Consider the following 18,535-nt stretch of genomic DNA (forward strand, 5'->3'; position numbering starts at 1 on the left):
GGCACTCAGGGAATCACGCAACCGTACTCGATGAAGGCTTGGCCGCGTCTTCCTTGTACATCTCGCGCACATAGGCCAGATGGCGCTCAGCCGCCTTGCGGGCCTTCTGCGCGTCGCGCGACATGACGGCGTCGTAGATAGCCTGGTGCTGGCTCATCAACTGTTTTTCCATCGCGTCGTCGTAATCGATCAGCCGATGGTATTGGCGCATGCCCTCGCGAATCAGCGTGTGGATGCCGTGCATCACATGCGCGAGCGCGATGTTGTGCGTGGAGTCGGCAATCGCGAGGTGAAACGCGGCGTCGAGTTCGGCGAGGTTCACACGGTCCTGCGACAGCGAGCCGGCCTTCAATGCCTCGAACGCCGCGCTGATCTTTTTCAGGTCGGCGGCCGTGGCGCGCTGCGCGGCATAGACCGTCGAAATCGATTCGAGCCCCTGGCGCAACTCCAGAATGTCGGCACTGGTGCGCGGATTTTGCAGCAGCAGCTCGGCAAGCGGCTTGGAGATGATCGGCGCCGTCACGTCGACCACCGTAAAACCGCCCCGCCCCGAGGTTTCGATGTAGCCGTCCGCTTCCAGCCTGATCAGCGCTTCCCGCAACGAAGGCCGCGACACGCCGAGCTGCGTGGCGAGGTCGCGTTCGGCCGGCAGCCGGTCGCCGGGCATTAGCGTGCCGTCCGAAATCAGTTGCTTGATCTGGTCGGACACCACGTCGGACAGCCGTTTGCGCGTGAAGGACTGGATCGGGAGGAATGGCATGGGCAGCGATGAGTGAAGCCGGTTGATCAGGCGGATTTTCAGGCAGTGGACAACCACCTGGGCGCGACTCGATGCAAGCATGGAAGCACCGCGCGGCGTCGAACGGATTATACCGTTCAACGGCGCGGGCCAATTGCGGGCGAAAGACGCGCCGGCCGCGTCCTGAGGGTTGCCGGGAAACTCAGCGCGCTCCCGCCGCATAGAAACTCGCCAGATCACGTTTGAGCGTATGCAACGCCGCGTCGTCGAGGTAGATCATGTGGCCGGTCGGATAGTAAGCGATTCGCACGTTGGCGCGTAGCGGCCCGTCCACGCCGAGATGCGCGAGCGCGTATTCGGTTGCGTAAAACGGTGTGGCCAGATCGAAATAGCCGTTCAGCGACATCACGCGCAACTGGGGATTTTGCCGCATCGCTTCGGCCAGATCGCCCGCCGCATAGGGCACCGGCAAATGTTCACCCCACCATTCGCGATGCTTCCAGTCCCACTGCGTCAGCGCTTCGTCATTGAAGACGCGGTAACGGTCGGCCGGCGTAAAGTGCAGGTCCTGAGCGAAATGCTGGTGCAGCGCCGCGTCGAAGGCACTCGACACGCTGCTCACCGAAGCGTCGTAATCGGGACGCTCGGACACGCTGTCGAAGTCGATTCCTTCGAAGCGCGCGTCGTACCGGCCGACGCTGCGCGCCTCGTCGCGCAGCAGTTCAGTGCGATAACGCGACGGATAAAGACGCAGGCGGCTACGCTTCACATAGGCGGCGTCGAGCCCCGTGAACTGCGCGACGCGCGCGGCGATCGCATCGCGCTCGGCGTCGGGCAGCGCGTCGCCTTGCGCCAGCGCTTGCGCATACGGCCCACGCGCGAACGTGCGGGCTTCGTCGAGAAAGGCCGGCAGACTGGCCGGCTTCGGCACGATCTTGTCGTGATACCACGCAATGGCCGCGAAGCTCGGCAGATAGCTTTCGCTCCTGAAGTCGGCGCCCGCCGAGAATGCGGCGGAATCGAGCACGGACGACATCAGGATCACGCCATTGAGCGCGATATTGTCCTGCCCCAACTGATACGCCAGCATCGCGGCGCGCGCGGTGCCATACGATTCGCCCAGCAGATATTTCGGCGAATTCCAGCGCTGGTTTACCGTCAGGTATCGGTCGATGAATTGCGAAAACGCGTCCAGGTCTTTATCCACGCCCCAGAAGTCTTTGCCCGTGCCGTGGCCGACCACCCTCGACAGACCGGCGCCGACCGCATCGATAAATACCAGGTCGGTGGTGTCGAGCAGGCTGTCGGGATTGTCGGCGAGCGTGTACGGCGCGGGTGGCGTGATGGCGGGACTCGCGGTACGCGCGCGCTTCGGCCCGAACGAGCCGATCATCAGAAATACGCTGCCGGCGCCCGGTCCACCGTTGAAGAGAAACGTGACCGGCCGCGTTGCCGGTGTTTTGCCGGCGACGGTGTAGGCGACATAGAACACGCTCGCATTGGCCTGCCCGGTCTTGTCGCGCAGCAACAGATTGCCGGCGGTGGCCGTGTAATCGATCTTGCGGCCGTCGAGCCGGATGGAATGCTGCGTCACCGACGCGGTTTCCGGCGGCACCGGAATCGGCGCCGACTCCGCTTTCGCATTGCGCTGCGCCGTGCTGCCCGACACGTCGCTCTGAGTCGGTTCAAGCGCGCGTGGCTGGCGAGTGCTGCGCACCGCGCCCGCATGCGGATCGCCGAGCGGTGGGGCGTTCGCCTCGCCGCGTTGAGTCGGCTTGCCGCTCACAACGCGCGGCGAATCCGGCGAGTCCTGTGCGCCTCGCGCGGACGCCGCGGTTTCCGCGCTCGCGGCGGCATCCGGTGGTGCGTCCGGCTCAGCCGCCGCACACACCGTGCTGAATGCGGCGAGCATGACGAGCACGAGCGCCATCGCCACGAGAGCGGCCGCCATCGACCCTGCCATGAGGGATCGGCGTAACGAGAGGGTGAAGCGAAGGCCCATGGGGTTCCCGACAGTGAGTCGATATGCGCCGGCGTCCGGAATGTCCTAGCTTAAGACGAAGTCGGCGCTCGATTTTTGACGCGGCCTTTGGCGGCGTCAATCGAAAACTGCCGAGGACACCCATTGCTCCCAAGACGCATCGCTTCGTTACGTGATTCGAAAAGCAACCGACACGTTATAGAAAGGCTCAACGAACCGGCAATGCACGGACGAAAGCGGCAATCCGCTCGCAGGCATCGATCAGGCACGCTTCGTCGACAACGAAACCCAGCCGCACGAAACCATTCGCGGTCTCTCCGAAGGCGCTCGCGTCGAGCACCGACACGCCTTGTGCGCGAAACAGCTGCCAGGTGAAGTCGACCGTATCGAGGCCGGTGCCGCTCACGTCGACCATCATGAACATGCCGGCTTCGGGCAACACGCAGCGCAAACCCGGTACGCGATGTAAACGCTCGAACACCACGTCGCGCCGGCGGCGATAAATCTCCCGCATCTCGGCGGCGATCCGCGCTTTGTCCTGCAAGGCCGTCAACGCCGCCTGCTGGATGAATCCGGGCAAGCCATACAGCATGGCGAGGGCGAGCCGCCCCATATGCTCGATCAGCTCCGCCGGACCGATCGCCCAGCCTACGCGCCAGCCGGCCATGGCATGCGATTTCGACAGACTGCCGAGCGTCACGGTGCGCTCGGCCATGCCGGGCAGCGCCGCAATACTCACGTGTTCCCGCTCGAAAGTCAGCTCGGCGTAGACCTCGTCGGACAGCACCCACAGATCATGCCGGCACGCGAGCCGCGCGATCCGTTCGAGATCGGCGCGCGGCATGACCACGCCGGTCGGATTGCACGGCGTGGCGAAGAAGATGGCTTTCGTGCGCGACGTGACGGCCGCCTCGAGCGCATCGCAATCGACATGAAAGGCCCGCGCCCGGTCGACCGGGACCGTGACGAGCGTGGCGCCGGCCGCGCGCACGCAGGCCTCGTAGGTCAGATACATGGGCTCGGGGACGATCACTTCGTCGCCCGCTTCCAGCAGGCACAGCGATGCCGCGAACACGCCGTTCTGCGCACCCGCGGTCAGGATCACATTGGCGGCGCTCACGGCGCAGCCGGTCATGCGCGCGTGTTCTTCGGCAATCGCCGCGCGCACCGGTTCACGGCCGGAGACAGCGCTGTAGTGCGTATCGCCGCCGCGCAAGGCCTCGACCGCGCGCTCGACGATCGGCGCCGGCGTCGCGAAATCCGGGTCGCCAACGCTCAGGACGATAACGTCCTCACCATTGGCCGCCGCCTGCTGTGCGACCCGATGGATTTCCCACGCGGACGTGCGCCTGCCTTGCAAACGCTCGACCAGATTCGAGTACTTCATGACCCTGCCCCGTTGCTCATGGACTCGCCAATGTAATGGGGCACGCATGAAACGTCCAGATACGAAAAAACGCCACGCGAAGCCTTGGCCTCGCGTGGCGCTTCAACCCAAGCCCTTACGGCGGGGCGTGGCGCTCAAACCTGGCGGCGCAATTCCGCCGGAGGCACCTTCATCAGATGCCGGTATTTGGCCACCGTGCGGCGCGCGACAAGCACGCCCTGGTCCGCGAGCATCTTGGCTAGCGTCACGTCCGAAAGCGGATCACGGGTGTTTTCCGCCGCAATCATTTCCTTCAGCAACGCACGCACAGCGGCGGCGGAACAGGTACCACCGCTTTCGGTGCCGAGTTCGCGCGGGAAGAAATGCTTGAACTCGAAAATGCCGCGCGGCGTGGCCATATATTTGTTGCCCGTGGCCCGCGAGATGGTGGATTCGTGCAGTCCGAGTTCATCGGCGACATCGCGCAAAACCATGGGCTTGAGTGCGATTTCGCCGTACTGGAAGAAGGCCTTCTGATGCGCGACGATGCATTCCGCCACGCGTTGAATCGTATCGAACCGTTGTTGGGCGTTGCGGATCAGCCAGCGCGCTTCCTGCAATTGCTGTGCGAGCGGCGAGCGGCTTGCACCGGCCGATTGCGCGAACAACTCCGCATACATGCGATGGATTCGCGCGCGCGGCTGCACGGCCGGATTGATTGCCACAACCCACTTGTTGCGCACCTGGCGCACGATCACATCCGGCACCACGTAGTTGTCTTCGGTGCGGCCGTAGGAGTTGCCCGGCTTCGGATCGAGCTTGCGAACCAGAGCGCAGGCAATCCGCAGTTCTTCCGCGCTGCAGCCGATCTGTTTCTGCAGTTCAGCCTGCTCGCGGCGTGCGAGCCGTTCCAGATGATGCTCGACGATTTGCCGCGCCACTTCGCGCCCCGGCGTATCGGCCGGCAACGCATTCACCTGCAGCGACAGGCATTCCGACAGGGTGCGGGCGCCGAGGCCAGGACGATCGAGCGATTGCACGAGACGCAGCGCTACCAGCAACTCGTCTTCGGTCAATTCAGGTTCGAGATCGACGCTGTCGGCGAGATCGGAGAGTTCCTGGCGCAGATAGCCGTCGTCGTCGAGCGCCTCGATAATGAAGCGAGCCACGGCGCGGTCACGGTCGTCGAGCCGGTAGAGGCGCAGCGAGTCGTGCAACTGCTCGCGCAAGGTCGGCTGGGACCGGGCCCACTCCGCCGGATCGCTGCTGTCTGAATCGCCGTTCTGGCGCGTCGAACTGCGGCTGCTGTAATCGCCCGAAAAGTCGCCGGGCATGTCGTCCTGGCCCGCACTTTCCAGCGTGTCGTTTCCGCCTGACTCGGACGGCAAAGAATCCGGCTCGGCGCTGGCTACGGTATCCGTGGCAGGCAGCGCGCCCGAGTTTTCGCCTGACGCGGTCGTGGCGAGCGCAACGTCTTCGGTATCCGACGAGTCGTATTCGAGGAACGGGTTCGTGTCGAGCGCCGTGCGCAACTCCTGCTGGAATTCCAGAGACGACAACTGCAACAGACGCACCGATTGCTGAAGACGCGGCGTGAGTGCGAGAGACTGCCTTGTGCGTAGTTCAATTGAAGGCATTGTAGTGAGGTCCCGTTAATAGCCGAAAATGGTCAGTAGCCTTTCTTAGAGCAACTGTCGTACCAGCTCGCGCAACACCCTGTTTTTTCAACGCTTTGCATTTTCAGGCCCGCCAATTGCGCAGGCGGCCGGACGCCTTTTTTACAAGTCCCCGGCAAATTCCGGTTCCCGCTTGCGCACCGCGTTCAAGGCCGCTCCAGCCCTTAATTGCGCCCTATTCTTCAGCCTAAAGCCGCGTGCCATAACGGATTTCCTTCACTGCCCGCCTTCGCTCACGCTGCCGGGCACAACGCTTGCGGATGAGCACTATGTGGACGGACGACGGTCTGTGCACGCGAAACGCAGCAGCGAATTCGCATGCACAGACTGTCGCCCAGTGTCGATAACGGGCCCTGACGGAACCGTAGCGGCAACGACCCCACGCGTGTCATCGGCGGTTTCGGCCGCGATCGACCGCAGGCAACAAGACCGCAATTTTCATCAACACCCGAAGGAGAAACCATGAAGACGATCCAATTTCTGAAGACCGCAGGTAGCATTGCTTGTATCGCATTCGCACTGAACGCTACGGCGCAAACCAGCGCGTCGGCTCCGTCGGCTTCGTCCGAAACCATCGGCGAACACGTCGACGACGGCACCATCACCACCAAGGCCAAGGCTGACCTGCTGGCCGCGAAGAACGTCAAGTCGACGCACATTCACGTGAAGACACGCAAGAGCGTGGTGTGGCTCACGGGTTCGGTGCCTTCGGCTGACGACAAGGCAGCAGCCGAGGAAGTCGTCAAGGCCGTGAAGGGTGTGTCGAGCGTGAAGAACCATCTGAAGATCGCCGCTGAGTAAGAGCGAACGATCCGCACGGGAAGCGCTGGCTTCGGTTGGCGCTTCCCGTTACTCGAGCAGAAGGCAAGAAAAAGCCGTCCGATGATGTGACGGCTTTTTTGTGCGCGTTCGGTTCTCGTTGCAAGGCAAACTTTTACCGCGATCAGCGGCGGCACCACCTCAGCACTCAGCTATTGAGCCGCCGCAAAAGAACAAGCGCCGTTTCCAGCGCCAGTCCATTCACCCAAATTTAACGTCGTGCAGCCGCGTACTGATCGCGCAGATCACGCACGCGATCATGGTTCTGCAATACGCCCTGATACTGCCGCTCGACCAGCGCGCGCACATCCGCCGGCAATTCCTTTTCGAGCGCGTCGTGATAGCGCTTCTTCGCGACGTCCTCGCCCTTCGCACATTCGGCCAGAATCTCGTGATCGCTACGATCGGTCACTGCCGACTTCACGTCGACCCAGCCGCGATGCAGCGCGCCGCTCATGCTGCCGCCCGTCTCGGGTTTGCCGCCGAGCGCCTGAACTGCATCCTGCAACTCACGCGCGCCACGCGTGCAGTCTTCGGCGCGCGAAAGAAACAGCGTTTTCAGTTGAGCATCGTGAGCGTCTTCTGCTGCCTTGCGAAAGCCCTTCTCGCCATCCTTCGACGTTTCGACCAGATCGTTCAGCACGGAAACAACGTTCGTAGCCATTCAATACCTCCAAGGGTTTCGTTAGTCATGAATCCGCCGCGGGAAACCTCGCGCCATTGCCGGCGCTCGCTATCCAGCTACGGGGTTCGTTGATCTATCCGCATGACGCGTGCCCGGCGTGCATCACAGCGAATGGCCCGCGCGACGCGTCAGCCAACACTTCCAATCTTCCCAATGCACGTAGATTTTTCCCGCCCCGCTTCCACGCGGCGCGTCGCAAAGCCACGCCCGGCGTGCTTTCGGCCAATGGCACAGTGGTTGCTTAGTAAGCTCGCCCCCCAGCATGCCGTGCAGCGCAACAACTCACTGCAAGACGTGCCGATGAATTGAAAACAATGGGCAGGCAACAACGACAGGGAGCATCCACCATGAAGATCAGGAGCACAGAATGTCTGGTCGCCGTCGCGATCATCACCTCGGCGACCGTGATGCAGATTCGCGAACATATGCAACCGCGTGAAGCGGCATCCCCGAGCGCGCAAGTCGCGTCGCCCTCGTGTGGGGCGACGCACGATGGTCCCGTGCCGGCCGCTTGCGAGCCGACGAGCGATGACCATCAAACGGACCGCACAACCCGGCGCCCACGCAGCGCTCCGCAAATCTGGGTTTGAGCGGACCTTCGCGAGACGGCTCCGGCCGTCTACGTGCCTGATGGAGTGAACACGACGCCCATAAGAAAACGGTCCGACCTGTGAGTCGGACCGTTTCGCTAAACACCCTGGCTAAGCGCCGCGTCGAACCTCACGTCGGCGAGCCAGACGAAGAGAAGCGTGAACTCACGCCTCTTTACCTACGCGTGATTCTCCCGAAATTCATTGAGCGGCACAGGTTTCTTCAACGGATCGAAGTCCGCCCAACGCCCTTGCTGCCAGCGGCCGCTCGCCCGCTCGATTGCAACGCCGCCTGCTTCGCGCAGCACGCGCGCGGCGTCGAACTGGTTGTCCGGCGACACATGCACCGCGACCAGCACGCCGGAATCACGCATTTCCTCGTGATACGGCGATCGATGCCCGGCCTGGCCGCCCTCGCGCGTGCGTGCCATCGCCCCGACCAGTGAGCCCACGTAAGCGCCGACACCCGCCGCGATCAACGACACGATGACCGGCGCCGAAAACGCCGCGAAGATCGCCACCCCCACCACGGCGCCGGCTACCGCGCCGATGGTGACACCCAGGCCGGCGCCTTTGGGCGCATCTTTCGCGCCGGCGTCCGTACTGGTATCGCCGCCAATCGGATAACGCGCATGCTGTCCGCGCGGATTCACGAAAAACAGCGTGACGTCTTCTTCGACGAACCCTGCATTGAAGAGCTTTTGCGCCGCATCTTCAGCGGCGGGAAAAGTCGTGAAACGTGCTGCGACGATGAGTGACATGAGGCCTCCTTGCATCGTTGAATGGCGTTTGCGGACTCAGCCGCCGCGGCTCGCTGCGCCATTCGGCGCGCTCGTGCGGCGACATGCGCGGGCACTATGCCGCAGTGCCGCGATCCGGTTCCATGCCTTCCACTCTGAATAGTCCACTATGCAACACTACGCCTTCTCCGTTGTTCTGGTCGAGCGCTTCCGCGCAGACCGAACGGATGCGGTGACGGCCTTTGTCGAAGGCCGACATGAGCGTTGCTTCGAGCGCGGAATCGGCGCCGAAATGGTCCTCGAGCGCTTCCGCGGTAATCGCGCACACAACCGCTTCGCCGTCCACCCGCGCCAGAAAACGCACGGTCAGATTCGCTCCGTCGAAGTCCGGCTTGTCGTCGGAAAAAGTGATCTGCATAAGGGAATCCTCATAGGCCGGCCGAGGCAGGATCGCGTTCATGACGAACCCTTCATTGCGCCGGCGAGTTGCTGCGCCATCGCGAGATGATGTTTGATGGTTGGTAACGCGTGCGATGCCGCTGCCTTGAGCTGAGAGTCGGTGCCGCTCGTGCTTTCCTGCTGGAACAGGTCGACCGCGCGCTGATGCGCTTCTACGCCAACCTGCTCGACGTACGCCTGATCGAACTCCTTGCCCTTGAGCGTCTGCAGTTTGCCCACCAGCGCGGAATCCGCTGAAGGCGTCGCAGTAAAGCCCTTTTTCGACACGAGCGCCGCCATGCCATGCGAGAGTTTTGTGTGATCGGCAATCATCTGCTGGGCGAACTTCTTCACGTGCGGGTCGCTGGAATTTTTCAGGGCGATCCTGCTGGCCGCGATTTCGGTGGCGTCGGACTTCGAGGCATCCTGAACGAATTGCTGGTCCGCAGGCGAGAGCTTCGTGCCGCTGACGGGCGCGTCACTGGCAGGCGCGTCGCTGGCTTGCGCATAGACCGCGCCGATGGGCGCAGCGCTCAAACTCAGCGCGATGGTCATTGCTTGTAGGGGATACCGGAATTTCATGCATTTTCTCCCTGTTCGACGGATACCGCGAAGCGGACCCGGCGGGACGAAGCGCGCCACTCGCTCGATCGGCACGCCTCGCTCGCCACCCGCCTATGCCGCCTTGCGCGCGGACAACTGCCCAATCAGCGCCCGGTTGAAAGCCGGCAGATCATCAGGCTTGCGGCTGCTGATCAGATTGCCGTCCTCGACCACTTCCTTGTCCAGCCACGTACCGCCCGCGTTGCGAATGTCGTCCTGCAGGCTCGGCCAGCTCGTGAGCGTACGTCCCTTGATGATTCCCGCCGACACCGGCAACCACCCACCATGGCAGATCATCGCGATCGGCTTCTTCGCGCTGTCGGCTGCCTTGACGAAGGCTTGCGCCGGCGGCAACAAACGGATTGCATCGCCGTTCACCACGCCGCCGGGTAACACCACGGCGTCGTAGTCGTCAGCGTTTGCCTTGTCGAAAGTCAGATCGACTGCGACGGCGTCACCCTTGTCCACATGCTTGAAACCTTGAATCTTGCCGGGCTTGGCGGAAATAACCTGAACCGTTGCACCCGCTTCCACGAGCGCTCGTTGCGGCTCGATCAATTCGGCCTGTTCGAAACCATCTACCGCGAGTACCGCCACCTTGCAGCCATTCAGCTTGCCAGCCATGCGTGTTCTCCTTCATTCAGTGCCGGGGTCGCGTCTCGCGCGGCTTGTTCCGGCTTATGAGTAGTTAATTAGCAATAGACGTGCCTGTGCGGCGGGCCGCCGCAGGCGCCTTCATTCCAATGCCTTGTGTGTTTAATCCCTGCGCTATCCAAGTTGCCTGCCGATGCCGTTAAAGACCGTGCGGATCGTCGTCGAGGCCGTCATCGTCGTTGGCGAGCGGATCGATGATCCGGTCGGGTTCGATATCGCTATCCGGCACCAGCGTCGAATCGCCGTCCGCCGCGGCACGCTCGCCCGTGCCGGCGCGATCCGTGTCGCTGCCGAGTTCCGAGTCGCCGGTTTCGAGTGCGTGGTTGTCCAGTTCCGAATCCACGTCGAATTCATGACGCTTTGCGCCGGCGACATCGCTGCCGCTATCGGACGAATCACTCGGACCGAGCGCACCTGTCGTGCCGGAGGTTTGTTTGACGACCTGTTGCGGCTCGTCATCAGGATTAAGTGTGCTGCTCATGGCGCTCTCCTTCGTTCGGTTAATCGGTACCCGTAGCGAGTGGGCGCAAGGACCGTTCCGCTGTTTCACGAAGCAACCGCGACCCGGCACGCAAAAGCCCACGCCACGCGTTAGGCACTGCCTTTGCTTGACGCAGTCATCGGCGCGAAACGCGCCTTCTGCTTGAAACTTCTACCTGCGACGATGGCTGCCACGACCACCCCGATTCAAAGCCGCGCTGAACGTACAGACCGCATGGACGACGAGCGCGCAAAACCATCCGCTGCTGCCGACATGCCGCCGGGCTTGCGCCATGCCGACGACGCCAAACCCGGCATCACGCGCAAGCGCGAGAACGGCGGATTTGCGTACTTCGACGTGGCGGGCAAACGCATCGACGACGAAGACGAAATCAAACGCATCAACGCGCTTGCGATTCCGCCCGCTTATGAAAACGTCTGGATCTGCCCGGATGCCCGCGGCCACATTCAGGCAACCGGTCGCGATGCGCGCGGCCGCAAGCAGTACCGCTATCACCCGCGCTGGCGCGAGACGCGCGACGCCGACAAATACGAACGTATGGCCGAGTTCGGCCGCGCGTTGCCGAAGATTCGCGCACGAGTCGCGCGCGATCTGAAACTGCCGGGCATGCCTTGCGACAAGGTCGTCGCCGCGATCGTGCAATTGCTCGACACGACGCTGATCCGGATCGGCAGTGTCGAATATGCGCGGGACAATCAGTCATACGGATTGACGACGCTGCGCAAGAAACACGTAAAGATCGAGGCCGGCCAGTTGCGTTTCAAGTTCCGGGGCAAGAGCGGCATTGAACACGACGTGACGGTCAACAATCCACGTATCAAGCGCATCGTGCGGCGTTGCGCCGAATTGCCGGGCCACGACCTGTTTCAGTATCTCGACGACGATGGCACCCGCCGCACCGTCGGCTCCGCAGACATCAACGATTATTTACGCCGTGCGAGCGGCGCGGACTTCACCGCCAAGGACTATCGCACGTGGGCCGGCAGCGTCTACGCGTTAGCCGCGCTGCGGCGGCTCATCTGCAGCAGCGCGGCGGAAGCGCGCCGGCACGTCGTGGCGACTGTCAAGGACGTGGCCACGCTACTGCGCAATACGCCGGCCGTGTGCAAGCGCTGCTACATCCACCCCGCGGTGATCAGCGCATTCGAAGCAGACGAATTGCAGAGTCTCGCACCGGGCCAAACGCGGCGTGGGCTGAAAGTCGACGAGGTGGCGTTTGCCGCGCTCCTCGCGCACGCCGAGAAACGAGCGGCCAGGCTCGCGCGTCAGGCGGGCGCGAAAGGCCGCAAGGCACGGGAGTCGGTGGTGACGGAGAGCATCGACACGTCGCTCACGAGTTTGCTGAAAAAGTCGCGAAAGGTGCGCAAGGCAGCGGCAGTGAAGACCGATGCGAAGGCCGGCGTGCAAGCGGCCTGAAGAGCAATTGCGACGAAGTCTGGTCTCATCGCCGCCTTTCGAATGCACATCCGTGCGTGCGCCTCGCCAATCCAGACGAAATAATTTCAAACACGTCAGCACGCTTTACGCGGTGTTCGAGCCCCTCGCAGAGGGTTTGCGCAATGCAGACACGCTCTCGAACACATCACGTCTCTACTGCGCCGCATGGTCTTCTCTCGAAGATCGAAGGAACGGCCGTTGCTCAAGCTTCAACATACCCACCTTGTAGAGGAGTCACATCATGATCAACCAGACACAAACGCAGGCAGGGCTGCGTCAGGGCGAAGGCGCCCGCATTGTCGGCAAAGGCAGCGCGACTGCGGACGGTCCCGGCCCGGACGTGATGGCCGCCGCCACCCTCGATGGCAATAAGGTGCTGAGCAGCGACGGCGAGGATATCGGCAAAATCAAGGACATCATGCTCGACGTCAATTCGGGGCGCGTCGCGTATGCGGTGCTTTCGAGTGGCGGCTTTCTCGGCATTGGCGACAAGCTGCTCGCCATTCCATGGCATGCATTGACGCTGGATACCGAGCAAAAATGCTTCGTGCTGAACATAACCGCCGAACGCGTGAAAAACGCACCTGGCTTCGACAAGGACCACTGGCCGGCGATGGCGGATCAGACATGGGCCACGTCCGTGCATCAGTACTACGGCAGTGAACCCTACTGGGGCCGCGACCGTTACGATCGACGCGACAACTACGGTGTCGACGACATTCCGCCCGCGTCGTCCGATGCGCCGGAAGCAGGCGGCCTGAAGTTGTAAAGCACGCTCACGGCGGCGCATGCGTCTATCCAGTCGCGGCGCCCGCGCCGATGCGCCGGCATGCCGCCCTCGCGGCAGTCGGCGCATTTCACTTTGAGCGGGACGATACGAGCCACCAAAGCCGCGCAAAAGCGCGCGCACATGCCGAGAAGGACCCTCTGCCATGGCCACCCGAAAAACCACGAGCAAATCGAAACGCCCCGTCGCGCGCGGCAAGTCAGGACGGCCACCACGCCAGCGGCACGCCCAGGCTCACGCGGCGCATCGCACGAAAAGCCCGCAGAAGTGGTCGCATCATGTGATGGAAACGAGTGACGCAATGGACATCCAGCACGACATTTTCAAAACCGGCAGCGCGGAGTCGATCGCGCAATCGCTCAAGCAGTCGTCAACGCGAAGCCGGCGCCGCAAGGGCACACCGTTCCAGTCGGCCATGTCGATGCTGAACTTCTATATCAATCGCGCAGGCAGGAACCTGCCGAAAGCGCGCCGTGATACCTTGCAACAGGCCAAGCGCAAGCTGCGCGAAGCATTCGGACGCGCGCCATGAAAATGACGCGGCAGCGCGCGTTTCTTCTTCAACCGGTCACGCATGCAGCGCCTGCATGCGAGCCCTTACCGGATGCTCATGCACGAAACTTTGTGGTTTCTGATCGTTGGCGGCGTGCTCGTTTTCATGGGTCTCGCGGCAACGACACTCCGGCGGCTGCCCATCAGCGCCGCCATGTTTTACCTCGCGATCGGCTACGTCCTCGGGCCGCCCGGTATCGGGCTATTGCGTCTGGACATGATCGCCGACGCGCATCTGCTGCGTATTTTCACTGAAGTCGCGCTGCTAGTCTCGCTGTTTGCCATTGGCCTGCGCTTGCGGCTAGGCATGCTGGAAAAGCTCTGGACCGTGCCGCTGCGGCTCGGCTTCCTTGCCATGCTGGCGACCATTCCGCTGCTGACGCTCTTCGGCGTGTACGTGCTGCATCTGGGCTGGGGGCCAGGCTTGCTGCTCGCGGCGATTCTCGCGCCCACCGACCCGGTGCTCGCCCACGATGTGCAAGTGCACAATCCAGGCGACCTCGATTTGCTGCGCTTCGCGCTCTCGGGCGAAGGCGGCCTGAACGACGGCATCGCACTGCCCTTCGCGCTGCTCGGTCTGGCGCTATGCGCCGCGCCCTCTGCTGAAGCGGGTGACCTGCTGAACGTGAAGCTCGCGGGCAGCGTTGTGTGGGGCGTGGCGGGGGCGCTCGCCATTGGCGGCGTGCTCGGCTGGGCTACGACGCACGCGGTGGCGTGGCTGCGCACGCGCCACGCGCAAGCGCTCGGGCTCGAAGGTTTCTTCGCGCTCGGCCTGATCGAACTGTGTTTCGGCGTCGCGCAACTCGCACAAACCTATGGTTTTCTGGCCGTGTTCGCGGCCGGCGTCGCGATGCGCCGCGTCGAACACCGCGCGAGCGGTGGCATGTCGGCTCGCAAGGCGATCGGCACCGTCGATTCGGAAGACGTCGAAGCGACCGCGGCGAATCCGAGCAAAGCCCATGCGTTCATGACGGAGTCGGTGCTCGGTTTCACGATCGAACTCGAACGCATCGCCGAAGTCGCCGTCATGGCAATGGTCGGCAACGTACTCGCCACGATGACCGCACCGCTCTTCACCTGGCAAACCGTGTCGCTCACCGTTGCGCTATTCGTGCTCGTGCGGCCGGTGTCGGTGGAATTGTCTCTGCTGGGCTCGAGCGCAACGCCGACCCAACGGCGGCTGATGAGCTGGTTCGGCATACGTGGCATCGGCTCGTTTTACTACCTCGCGTACGCGCTTGAAAACGGCAGCGCGGCCAACGTCGCGCCGCTCGTGCCGCTGACGCTCGCCGTGATCGCGGCATCTGTCGTCGTCCATGGCGTCTCGGCGACACCGTTGATGAACTGGTATCACCGGCTGCGCAGTCGTGAAGGTTAGCCACGATCATTGAACTGCGTGAATTGCCGATGCTTTCCATTGGCATGCGCTCGCGCGCCCGTCTTCACTCGAACCTGAATTGAATCGCTAGAATACGGGACCTTCATGCCGCAACAAGGCCTCTTACCTTCAATGACCTCACGCGACGATTCAGAACGTACGGCACGGGCGAGCGCCGCCAACTCGCTGTTTGCATTTCTCAAGGCATTACCGCCCCGCGAGCGTTTAATGGAAGGCAGCTTCATGGCCGTGCAGGCCGTCGCGGGCGCGAGCCTCGCGTTCGCCATCGGCCGCGCGCTGCATACCGAGCAGGCCTTCTGGGCGTGCATCACGGCGATTGCGGTCAGCCAGCATAGCTATATCGACACCCGCAACCTGTCGCGCGATCAATTCATCGGCGCGATGGTCGGCGGCTTGTGCGGACTCGTGGGCACGACGCTCGGCGCCGGTTATTTCGCGGCCTACGCGGCGACGGTCGGCGTGGCGATCATCATGTGCTGGATCCTGAACGTGGGAAGCGCCGCGCGTCTGGGCGGCATTACCGCCACGATCATGTTGCTGGTGCCGGGCATCGGCCCGGCGTGGGACAAAGCCTTGATGCGCCTCGGCGAGGTGACGCTCGGCACGGTCTGCGCGTTGCTGGTGGCGTTTCTCATGACGTGGATCGAGCAGCGCTGGTTCGGCAAACCGAACAAGGCCTAGCTAGCCCGGCGTCACATCGTTGTCGTGCGGAGCACGCCGGTAACGTCCGGGCGTCACCCCCACGCTTTGCTGAAACGCCTTGCCGAAGGCTGCCTCCGACTGATAGCCCACCGCCTCGCCGATCTCGGCCGCGCTACGTTGCGTGCGTCGCAGCAGATCGCACGCAATGGTCATACGGATCTGCGTGAGAAAGTCCATCACGGTCATGCCCGCGCGCTCATTGAAATGGCGCGCGTAAGTCGCGCGCGACATGGCCGCGAGCTCGCCGAGTTCGGCAATGGTCCACGCCCGCTCGGGAGCGCCCAGCATGCCTTGTACGGAAGCACAGAGACGCGCGTCGGCGAGCAGCGCGAGCACGCCTGACGTCGACGCGTTGCGCTCGCCGTGCGCGCGCAACGCCATCGCGAAGAGCGCCTGGCTCAAAGCGGTGACGATGGCAAGGGCGCCCGCCTCGCGTCGTTCGGCCTCGGTGCGCATCAGCGCAATCAGCGTTTGCAGCGAGCCCAGCGTTTGCATGCCGCCTAGCGAGACGTGGAACGGATCGGGCAATGCGTTCAGCAACAACGCCGACGACCCCGGCGCGTAAACGAAGCGCCCACACAGCAGATCGATGTCGGCAGGCACCTGCGCATCATTGCTGCCATCGTTGCTGCCATCGTTGCTGCCATCGTTGCGGCCGTCGTTGCGCCGCACGGGCAACATGCCGTCATGGCCGAGCGTCAATGGCGCGGTGGCCGCCAGCCGCTTCACGTCGCGCACACGATGCGCCGCGCCGCGCGGAAACAGCATGAAGTCGCCCGCGCTCAGGGCGTGCTGCGCGCCGTCGGCGGTTTCGACGATGCACGCACCGTCCAGCACGAGGTGAAACGGCGCAATGCCCGCTTCCATCGGATCGTGATCAATGTCGAAGGCGCCCGAGAGCTGGCAACGCAGATCGAGACTGGCTTGGGGCCGCGCCAGGTCGATCAGTCGGCTAAGCGTATCCATGAGACGATCGCGCTAAAAGTTGAGCGAATCGAGTATTCAGGATATCGCGGCGCAGCGCAATACTTGTCTCACGACGCCGGCACCCGCCGACGCGCAGCAGACAAGGAGCATTGCCATGTTGAACTGGATCGAATACCGCAAAGAACTGTTCGGCCGCATCGGCGAAATCGCCAAACTGTCGCCGGATACCGTCAGGGCGTATCAGGCGATGTCTAGCGCCGGCCAGAAGAAAGATCTCCTAGGCGCCAAGACGCGCGAACTGATTTCGCTCGCCGTGGCGGTGAGCCTGCGCTGTGACGGTTGTATCACCGTGCACACCGCCGAAGCGCTCAAGCTTGGCGCGACACGCGACGAAATCGCCGAAGCGCTGGGCGTCGCGGTCGCCATCAATGCGGGCGCCGCGATGGTGTATTCGGCTCGCACGATGGACGCCGCCGCGGCCTATGCGGCGCAAGCAGCGGACGCGGCCTGAGCGATGCGAGGAACAGGCGGCGCTCGGGGCATGGGCTGATGCGAGGAGCAGGCCGTACCCCGCCGCCTGGACCGATGCGAGGAGCAGGCTGTACCCGCCACATAGACCGCCACACTAACTGAGCGGCGGCGCGTGGAGCCACCTGATCTGTCACGCGACATATGGTCCACGCGCGGCCCGCTCCACTTCAGTCCACTGCTACTCCGGATGCCGCGCCTCTTCCAACTGCTTGCGGCGCGGCTCGCCCTGACGTTCCAGCATCCAGCCCGGGTATTCTGCGGGCAGCGAGCTAACCTGATCGAGCCGGGCGAGTTCGTCCGCCGTGAGCGAAACGCCGGTCGCCGCAATGTTGTCGTCGAGTTGCTCGACCTTTTTCGCGCCGACGATCACCGAGGTCACCACGCGCTGATGCAGCAGCCACGCGAGCGCGATCTGCGCCACCGACACCTGCTTCGTCCCAGCGATCTCACGCATCACGTCGATACAGTCGTAGGCGCGCTCGCGGTTGACCGGCGGAAAATCGAAGGTCGTGCGACGGCTGCCCGCTTCGCCCTGCTGCTCGCGTCCGTATTTGCCGCTCAGCAAGCCGCCCGCAAGCGGACTCCATACCATCAGGCCGAGACCCTCGCTGTGCAACATCGGCACGAGTTCACGTTCGAGATCGCGGCCCGCGAGCGTGTAATACGCCTGCAGCGTCTCGAAGCGCACAAGCCCAAGCCGCTCCGAGATGCCGAGTGCTTTCACGATCTGCCACGCGGCCCAGTTCGATACGCCGACATAGCGCACATGGCCGTGCTGCACGAGCGTGTCGAGTGCGCGCACGGTTTCTTCGATCGGCGTGGCCGGATCGAAACCGTGGATCTGATACAGGTCGACGTGATCGAGCTGCAAACGCTTCAAACTCGCCTTCACGCCGTCGATGATGTGGTAGCGCGACGCGCCGCGCGCGTTGGGAAACTCGCCCGTCTGGCCAAATACCTTGGTGGCCACCACCACTTTGTCGCGCGGCACCTTGAGGTTCTTTAGCGCCTGGCCCGTGATTTGTTCGGACAGACCTTCTGCGTAGACGTCGGCTGTGTCGATGAAATTGATGCCCGCATCGAGCGCCCGGCCAACCAGCCGCTCCGCGTCGCCCTGCTGCAGATCGCCGATCTGCTTCCACATGCCCTCGCCACCGCCGAAGGTCATCGTGCCCAGACATAGCTCTGAAACAAACACACCGGTACGGCCTAACTGGTTGTATCGCATCGTTGAGACTCCATCATGGATTGGTGGATCGGTGAGGCGTAGAGAGTACTGCAATTAGCAAAATCCGGCAGAGCGTGAAACGCATGCGTTGAGGGCAGGTAGCGCGCATGCTTTTGTTTCAAACTCCTTACGATCTGAATGACTGTGCTCCGGGCGTGCTGCTTTACCCGGACGGCAAA

At 63.1% G+C, this 18,535-nt stretch carries 19 protein-coding genes; 7 read left to right on the forward strand and 12 right to left on the reverse strand.

Annotation, left to right across the window (positions count from 1 at the left end):
- Window positions 1–13: 13 nt before the first annotated feature.
- From AC57B1_RS21930 to AC57B1_RS21945, 4 genes are all read right to left on the reverse strand, one after another.
- The gene (locus AC57B1_RS21930; RefSeq protein WP_091809257.1) at window positions 14–760 is read right to left on the reverse strand and encodes a FadR/GntR family transcriptional regulator; all 747 of its coding nucleotides are present in this window, start codon (window positions 758–760) and stop codon (window positions 14–16) included.
- A gap of 181 nt (window positions 761–941) precedes the next feature.
- Window positions 942–2,741, reverse strand: a complete 1,800-nt coding sequence (locus tag AC57B1_RS21935) for a S10 family peptidase (RefSeq protein ID WP_496418640.1) — start codon at window positions 2,739–2,741, stop codon at window positions 942–944.
- 187 nt (window positions 2,742–2,928) lie between these two features.
- Window positions 2,929–4,107 (reverse strand): pyridoxal phosphate-dependent aminotransferase, encoded by a 1,179-nt coding sequence (locus tag AC57B1_RS21940; protein ID WP_496418641.1) that lies wholly within the window; start codon window positions 4,105–4,107, stop codon window positions 2,929–2,931.
- A 134-nt stretch (window positions 4,108–4,241) separates the two neighbouring features.
- On the reverse strand, window positions 4,242–5,723 hold the full coding sequence (locus AC57B1_RS21945) for an RNA polymerase factor sigma-54 (RefSeq protein WP_496418642.1): 1,482 nt from the start codon (window positions 5,721–5,723) through the stop codon (window positions 4,242–4,244).
- A gap of 501 nt (window positions 5,724–6,224) precedes the next feature.
- Between AC57B1_RS21945 and AC57B1_RS21950 the strand changes: the two genes are divergently transcribed.
- Window positions 6,225–6,563, forward strand: a complete 339-nt coding sequence (locus AC57B1_RS21950) for a BON domain-containing protein (protein ID WP_408346253.1) — start codon at window positions 6,225–6,227, stop codon at window positions 6,561–6,563.
- Between the two features lie 229 nt (window positions 6,564–6,792).
- Here the strand turns inward: AC57B1_RS21950 and AC57B1_RS21955 are convergent, their stop codons facing one another.
- From AC57B1_RS21955 to AC57B1_RS21980, 6 genes are all read right to left on the reverse strand, one after another.
- On the reverse strand, window positions 6,793–7,245 hold the full coding sequence (locus AC57B1_RS21955) for a PA2169 family four-helix-bundle protein (RefSeq protein WP_496418643.1): 453 nt from the start codon (window positions 7,243–7,245) through the stop codon (window positions 6,793–6,795).
- A gap of 790 nt (window positions 7,246–8,035) precedes the next feature.
- Window positions 8,036–8,617: a hypothetical protein gene (locus AC57B1_RS21960; protein WP_408346259.1), complete on the reverse strand. Its 582-nt coding sequence runs from the start codon at window positions 8,615–8,617 to the stop codon at window positions 8,036–8,038.
- 94 nt (window positions 8,618–8,711) lie between these two features.
- The gene (locus tag AC57B1_RS21965; protein ID WP_091808019.1) at window positions 8,712–9,056 is read right to left on the reverse strand and encodes a DUF1488 family protein; all 345 of its coding nucleotides are present in this window, start codon (window positions 9,054–9,056) and stop codon (window positions 8,712–8,714) included.
- Window positions 9,053–9,616: a DUF4142 domain-containing protein gene (locus AC57B1_RS21970; protein WP_496418644.1), complete on the reverse strand. Its 564-nt coding sequence runs from the start codon at window positions 9,614–9,616 to the stop codon at window positions 9,053–9,055. Before AC57B1_RS21970 ends, AC57B1_RS21965 begins: the two co-directional genes overlap by 4 nt.
- Window positions 9,617–9,709: 93 nt before the next feature.
- Window positions 9,710–10,261 (reverse strand): type 1 glutamine amidotransferase domain-containing protein, encoded by a 552-nt coding sequence (locus AC57B1_RS21975; protein ID WP_496418645.1) that lies wholly within the window; start codon window positions 10,259–10,261, stop codon window positions 9,710–9,712.
- A 169-nt stretch (window positions 10,262–10,430) separates the two neighbouring features.
- On the reverse strand, window positions 10,431–10,772 hold the full coding sequence (locus tag AC57B1_RS21980) for a chemotaxis protein (RefSeq protein WP_408186405.1): 342 nt from the start codon (window positions 10,770–10,772) through the stop codon (window positions 10,431–10,433).
- 183 nt (window positions 10,773–10,955) lie between these two features.
- On the opposite strand from AC57B1_RS21980, the gene AC57B1_RS21985 reads away from it, so the two are divergent.
- The 5 genes from AC57B1_RS21985 (at window position 10,956) to AC57B1_RS22005 (ending at window position 15,649) form a co-directional block, all read left to right on the forward strand.
- Entirely contained in the window at window positions 10,956–12,209 is a 1,254-nt protein-coding gene (locus AC57B1_RS21985) for a DNA topoisomerase IB (RefSeq protein WP_496418844.1), read from the forward strand.
- A 262-nt stretch (window positions 12,210–12,471) separates the two neighbouring features.
- Window positions 12,472–12,999 (forward strand): PRC-barrel domain-containing protein, encoded by a 528-nt coding sequence (locus AC57B1_RS21990; protein WP_496418646.1) that lies wholly within the window; start codon window positions 12,472–12,474, stop codon window positions 12,997–12,999.
- A 163-nt stretch (window positions 13,000–13,162) separates the two neighbouring features.
- Entirely contained in the window at window positions 13,163–13,549 is a 387-nt protein-coding gene (locus AC57B1_RS21995) for a DUF3175 domain-containing protein (protein ID WP_496418647.1), read from the forward strand.
- A 78-nt stretch (window positions 13,550–13,627) separates the two neighbouring features.
- On the forward strand, window positions 13,628–14,947 hold the full coding sequence (locus AC57B1_RS22000) for a cation:proton antiporter (protein WP_496418648.1): 1,320 nt from the start codon (window positions 13,628–13,630) through the stop codon (window positions 14,945–14,947).
- Between the two features lie 132 nt (window positions 14,948–15,079).
- The gene (locus AC57B1_RS22005; protein ID WP_408186409.1) at window positions 15,080–15,649 is read left to right on the forward strand and encodes an FUSC family protein; all 570 of its coding nucleotides are present in this window, start codon (window positions 15,080–15,082) and stop codon (window positions 15,647–15,649) included.
- Here AC57B1_RS22005 and AC57B1_RS22010 read toward each other — a convergent pair whose 3' ends face one another.
- Complete coding sequence (locus AC57B1_RS22010) at window positions 15,650–16,636, reverse strand: AraC family transcriptional regulator (RefSeq protein ID WP_496418649.1); 987 nt, start codon at window positions 16,634–16,636, stop codon at window positions 15,650–15,652.
- A 115-nt stretch (window positions 16,637–16,751) separates the two neighbouring features.
- Here AC57B1_RS22010 and AC57B1_RS22015 point away from each other — a divergent pair, with 115 nt between their 5' ends.
- The gene (locus AC57B1_RS22015) at window positions 16,752–17,108 is read left to right on the forward strand and encodes a carboxymuconolactone decarboxylase family protein (RefSeq protein ID WP_091809253.1); all 357 of its coding nucleotides are present in this window, start codon (window positions 16,752–16,754) and stop codon (window positions 17,106–17,108) included.
- Between the two features lie 198 nt (window positions 17,109–17,306).
- On the opposite strand, the gene AC57B1_RS22020 is transcribed toward AC57B1_RS22015, so the two are convergent.
- Window positions 17,307–18,356, reverse strand: coding sequence for an aldo/keto reductase (locus AC57B1_RS22020; protein ID WP_408346280.1), 1,050 nt, complete (start codon window positions 18,354–18,356; stop codon window positions 17,307–17,309).
- Window positions 18,357–18,535 lie beyond the last annotated feature (179 nt).

This window comes from Paraburkholderia sp. BGA-UO-ETr-F21 (assembly GCF_059567925.1).

Excerpts from the sequence above, each read along its gene's own strand:
- AC57B1_RS21940 (WP_496418641.1), bottom strand. The coding sequence starts at position 4,107 with ATGAAGTACTCGAATCTGGTCGAGCGTTTGCAAGGCAGGCGCACGTCC.
- AC57B1_RS21960 (WP_408346259.1), bottom strand. The coding sequence starts at position 8,617 with ATGTCACTCATCGTCGCAGCACGTTTCACGACTTTTCCCGCCGCTGAA.
- AC57B1_RS21935 (WP_496418640.1), bottom strand. The coding sequence starts at position 2,741 with ATGGGCCTTCGCTTCACCCTCTCGTTACGCCGATCCCTCATGGCAGGG.
- AC57B1_RS21990 (WP_496418646.1), top strand. The coding sequence starts at position 12,472 with ATGATCAACCAGACACAAACGCAGGCAGGGCTGCGTCAGGGCGAAGGC.
- AC57B1_RS21950 (WP_408346253.1), top strand. The coding sequence starts at position 6,225 with ATGAAGACGATCCAATTTCTGAAGACCGCAGGTAGCATTGCTTGTATC.
- AC57B1_RS21980 (WP_408186405.1), bottom strand. The coding sequence starts at position 10,772 with ATGAGCAGCACACTTAATCCTGATGACGAGCCGCAACAGGTCGTCAAA.
- AC57B1_RS22020 (WP_408346280.1), bottom strand. The coding sequence starts at position 18,356 with ATGCGATACAACCAGTTAGGCCGTACCGGTGTGTTTGTTTCAGAGCTA.
- AC57B1_RS22005 (WP_408186409.1), top strand. The coding sequence starts at position 15,080 with ATGACCTCACGCGACGATTCAGAACGTACGGCACGGGCGAGCGCCGCC.
- AC57B1_RS21985 (WP_496418844.1), top strand. The coding sequence starts at position 10,956 with ATGGCTGCCACGACCACCCCGATTCAAAGCCGCGCTGAACGTACAGAC.
- AC57B1_RS21965 (WP_091808019.1), bottom strand. The coding sequence starts at position 9,056 with ATGAACGCGATCCTGCCTCGGCCGGCCTATGAGGATTCCCTTATGCAG.
- AC57B1_RS21955 (WP_496418643.1), bottom strand. The coding sequence starts at position 7,245 with ATGGCTACGAACGTTGTTTCCGTGCTGAACGATCTGGTCGAAACGTCG.
- AC57B1_RS22000 (WP_496418648.1), top strand. The coding sequence starts at position 13,628 with ATGCACGAAACTTTGTGGTTTCTGATCGTTGGCGGCGTGCTCGTTTTC.
- AC57B1_RS21975 (WP_496418645.1), bottom strand. The coding sequence starts at position 10,261 with ATGGCTGGCAAGCTGAATGGCTGCAAGGTGGCGGTACTCGCGGTAGAT.
- AC57B1_RS21945 (WP_496418642.1), bottom strand. The coding sequence starts at position 5,723 with ATGCCTTCAATTGAACTACGCACAAGGCAGTCTCTCGCACTCACGCCG.
- AC57B1_RS21970 (WP_496418644.1), bottom strand. The coding sequence starts at position 9,616 with ATGAAATTCCGGTATCCCCTACAAGCAATGACCATCGCGCTGAGTTTG.
- AC57B1_RS21995 (WP_496418647.1), top strand. The coding sequence starts at position 13,163 with ATGGCCACCCGAAAAACCACGAGCAAATCGAAACGCCCCGTCGCGCGC.
- AC57B1_RS21930 (WP_091809257.1), bottom strand. The coding sequence starts at position 760 with ATGCCATTCCTCCCGATCCAGTCCTTCACGCGCAAACGGCTGTCCGAC.
- AC57B1_RS22015 (WP_091809253.1), top strand. The coding sequence starts at position 16,752 with ATGTTGAACTGGATCGAATACCGCAAAGAACTGTTCGGCCGCATCGGC.
- AC57B1_RS22010 (WP_496418649.1), bottom strand. The coding sequence starts at position 16,636 with ATGGATACGCTTAGCCGACTGATCGACCTGGCGCGGCCCCAAGCCAGT.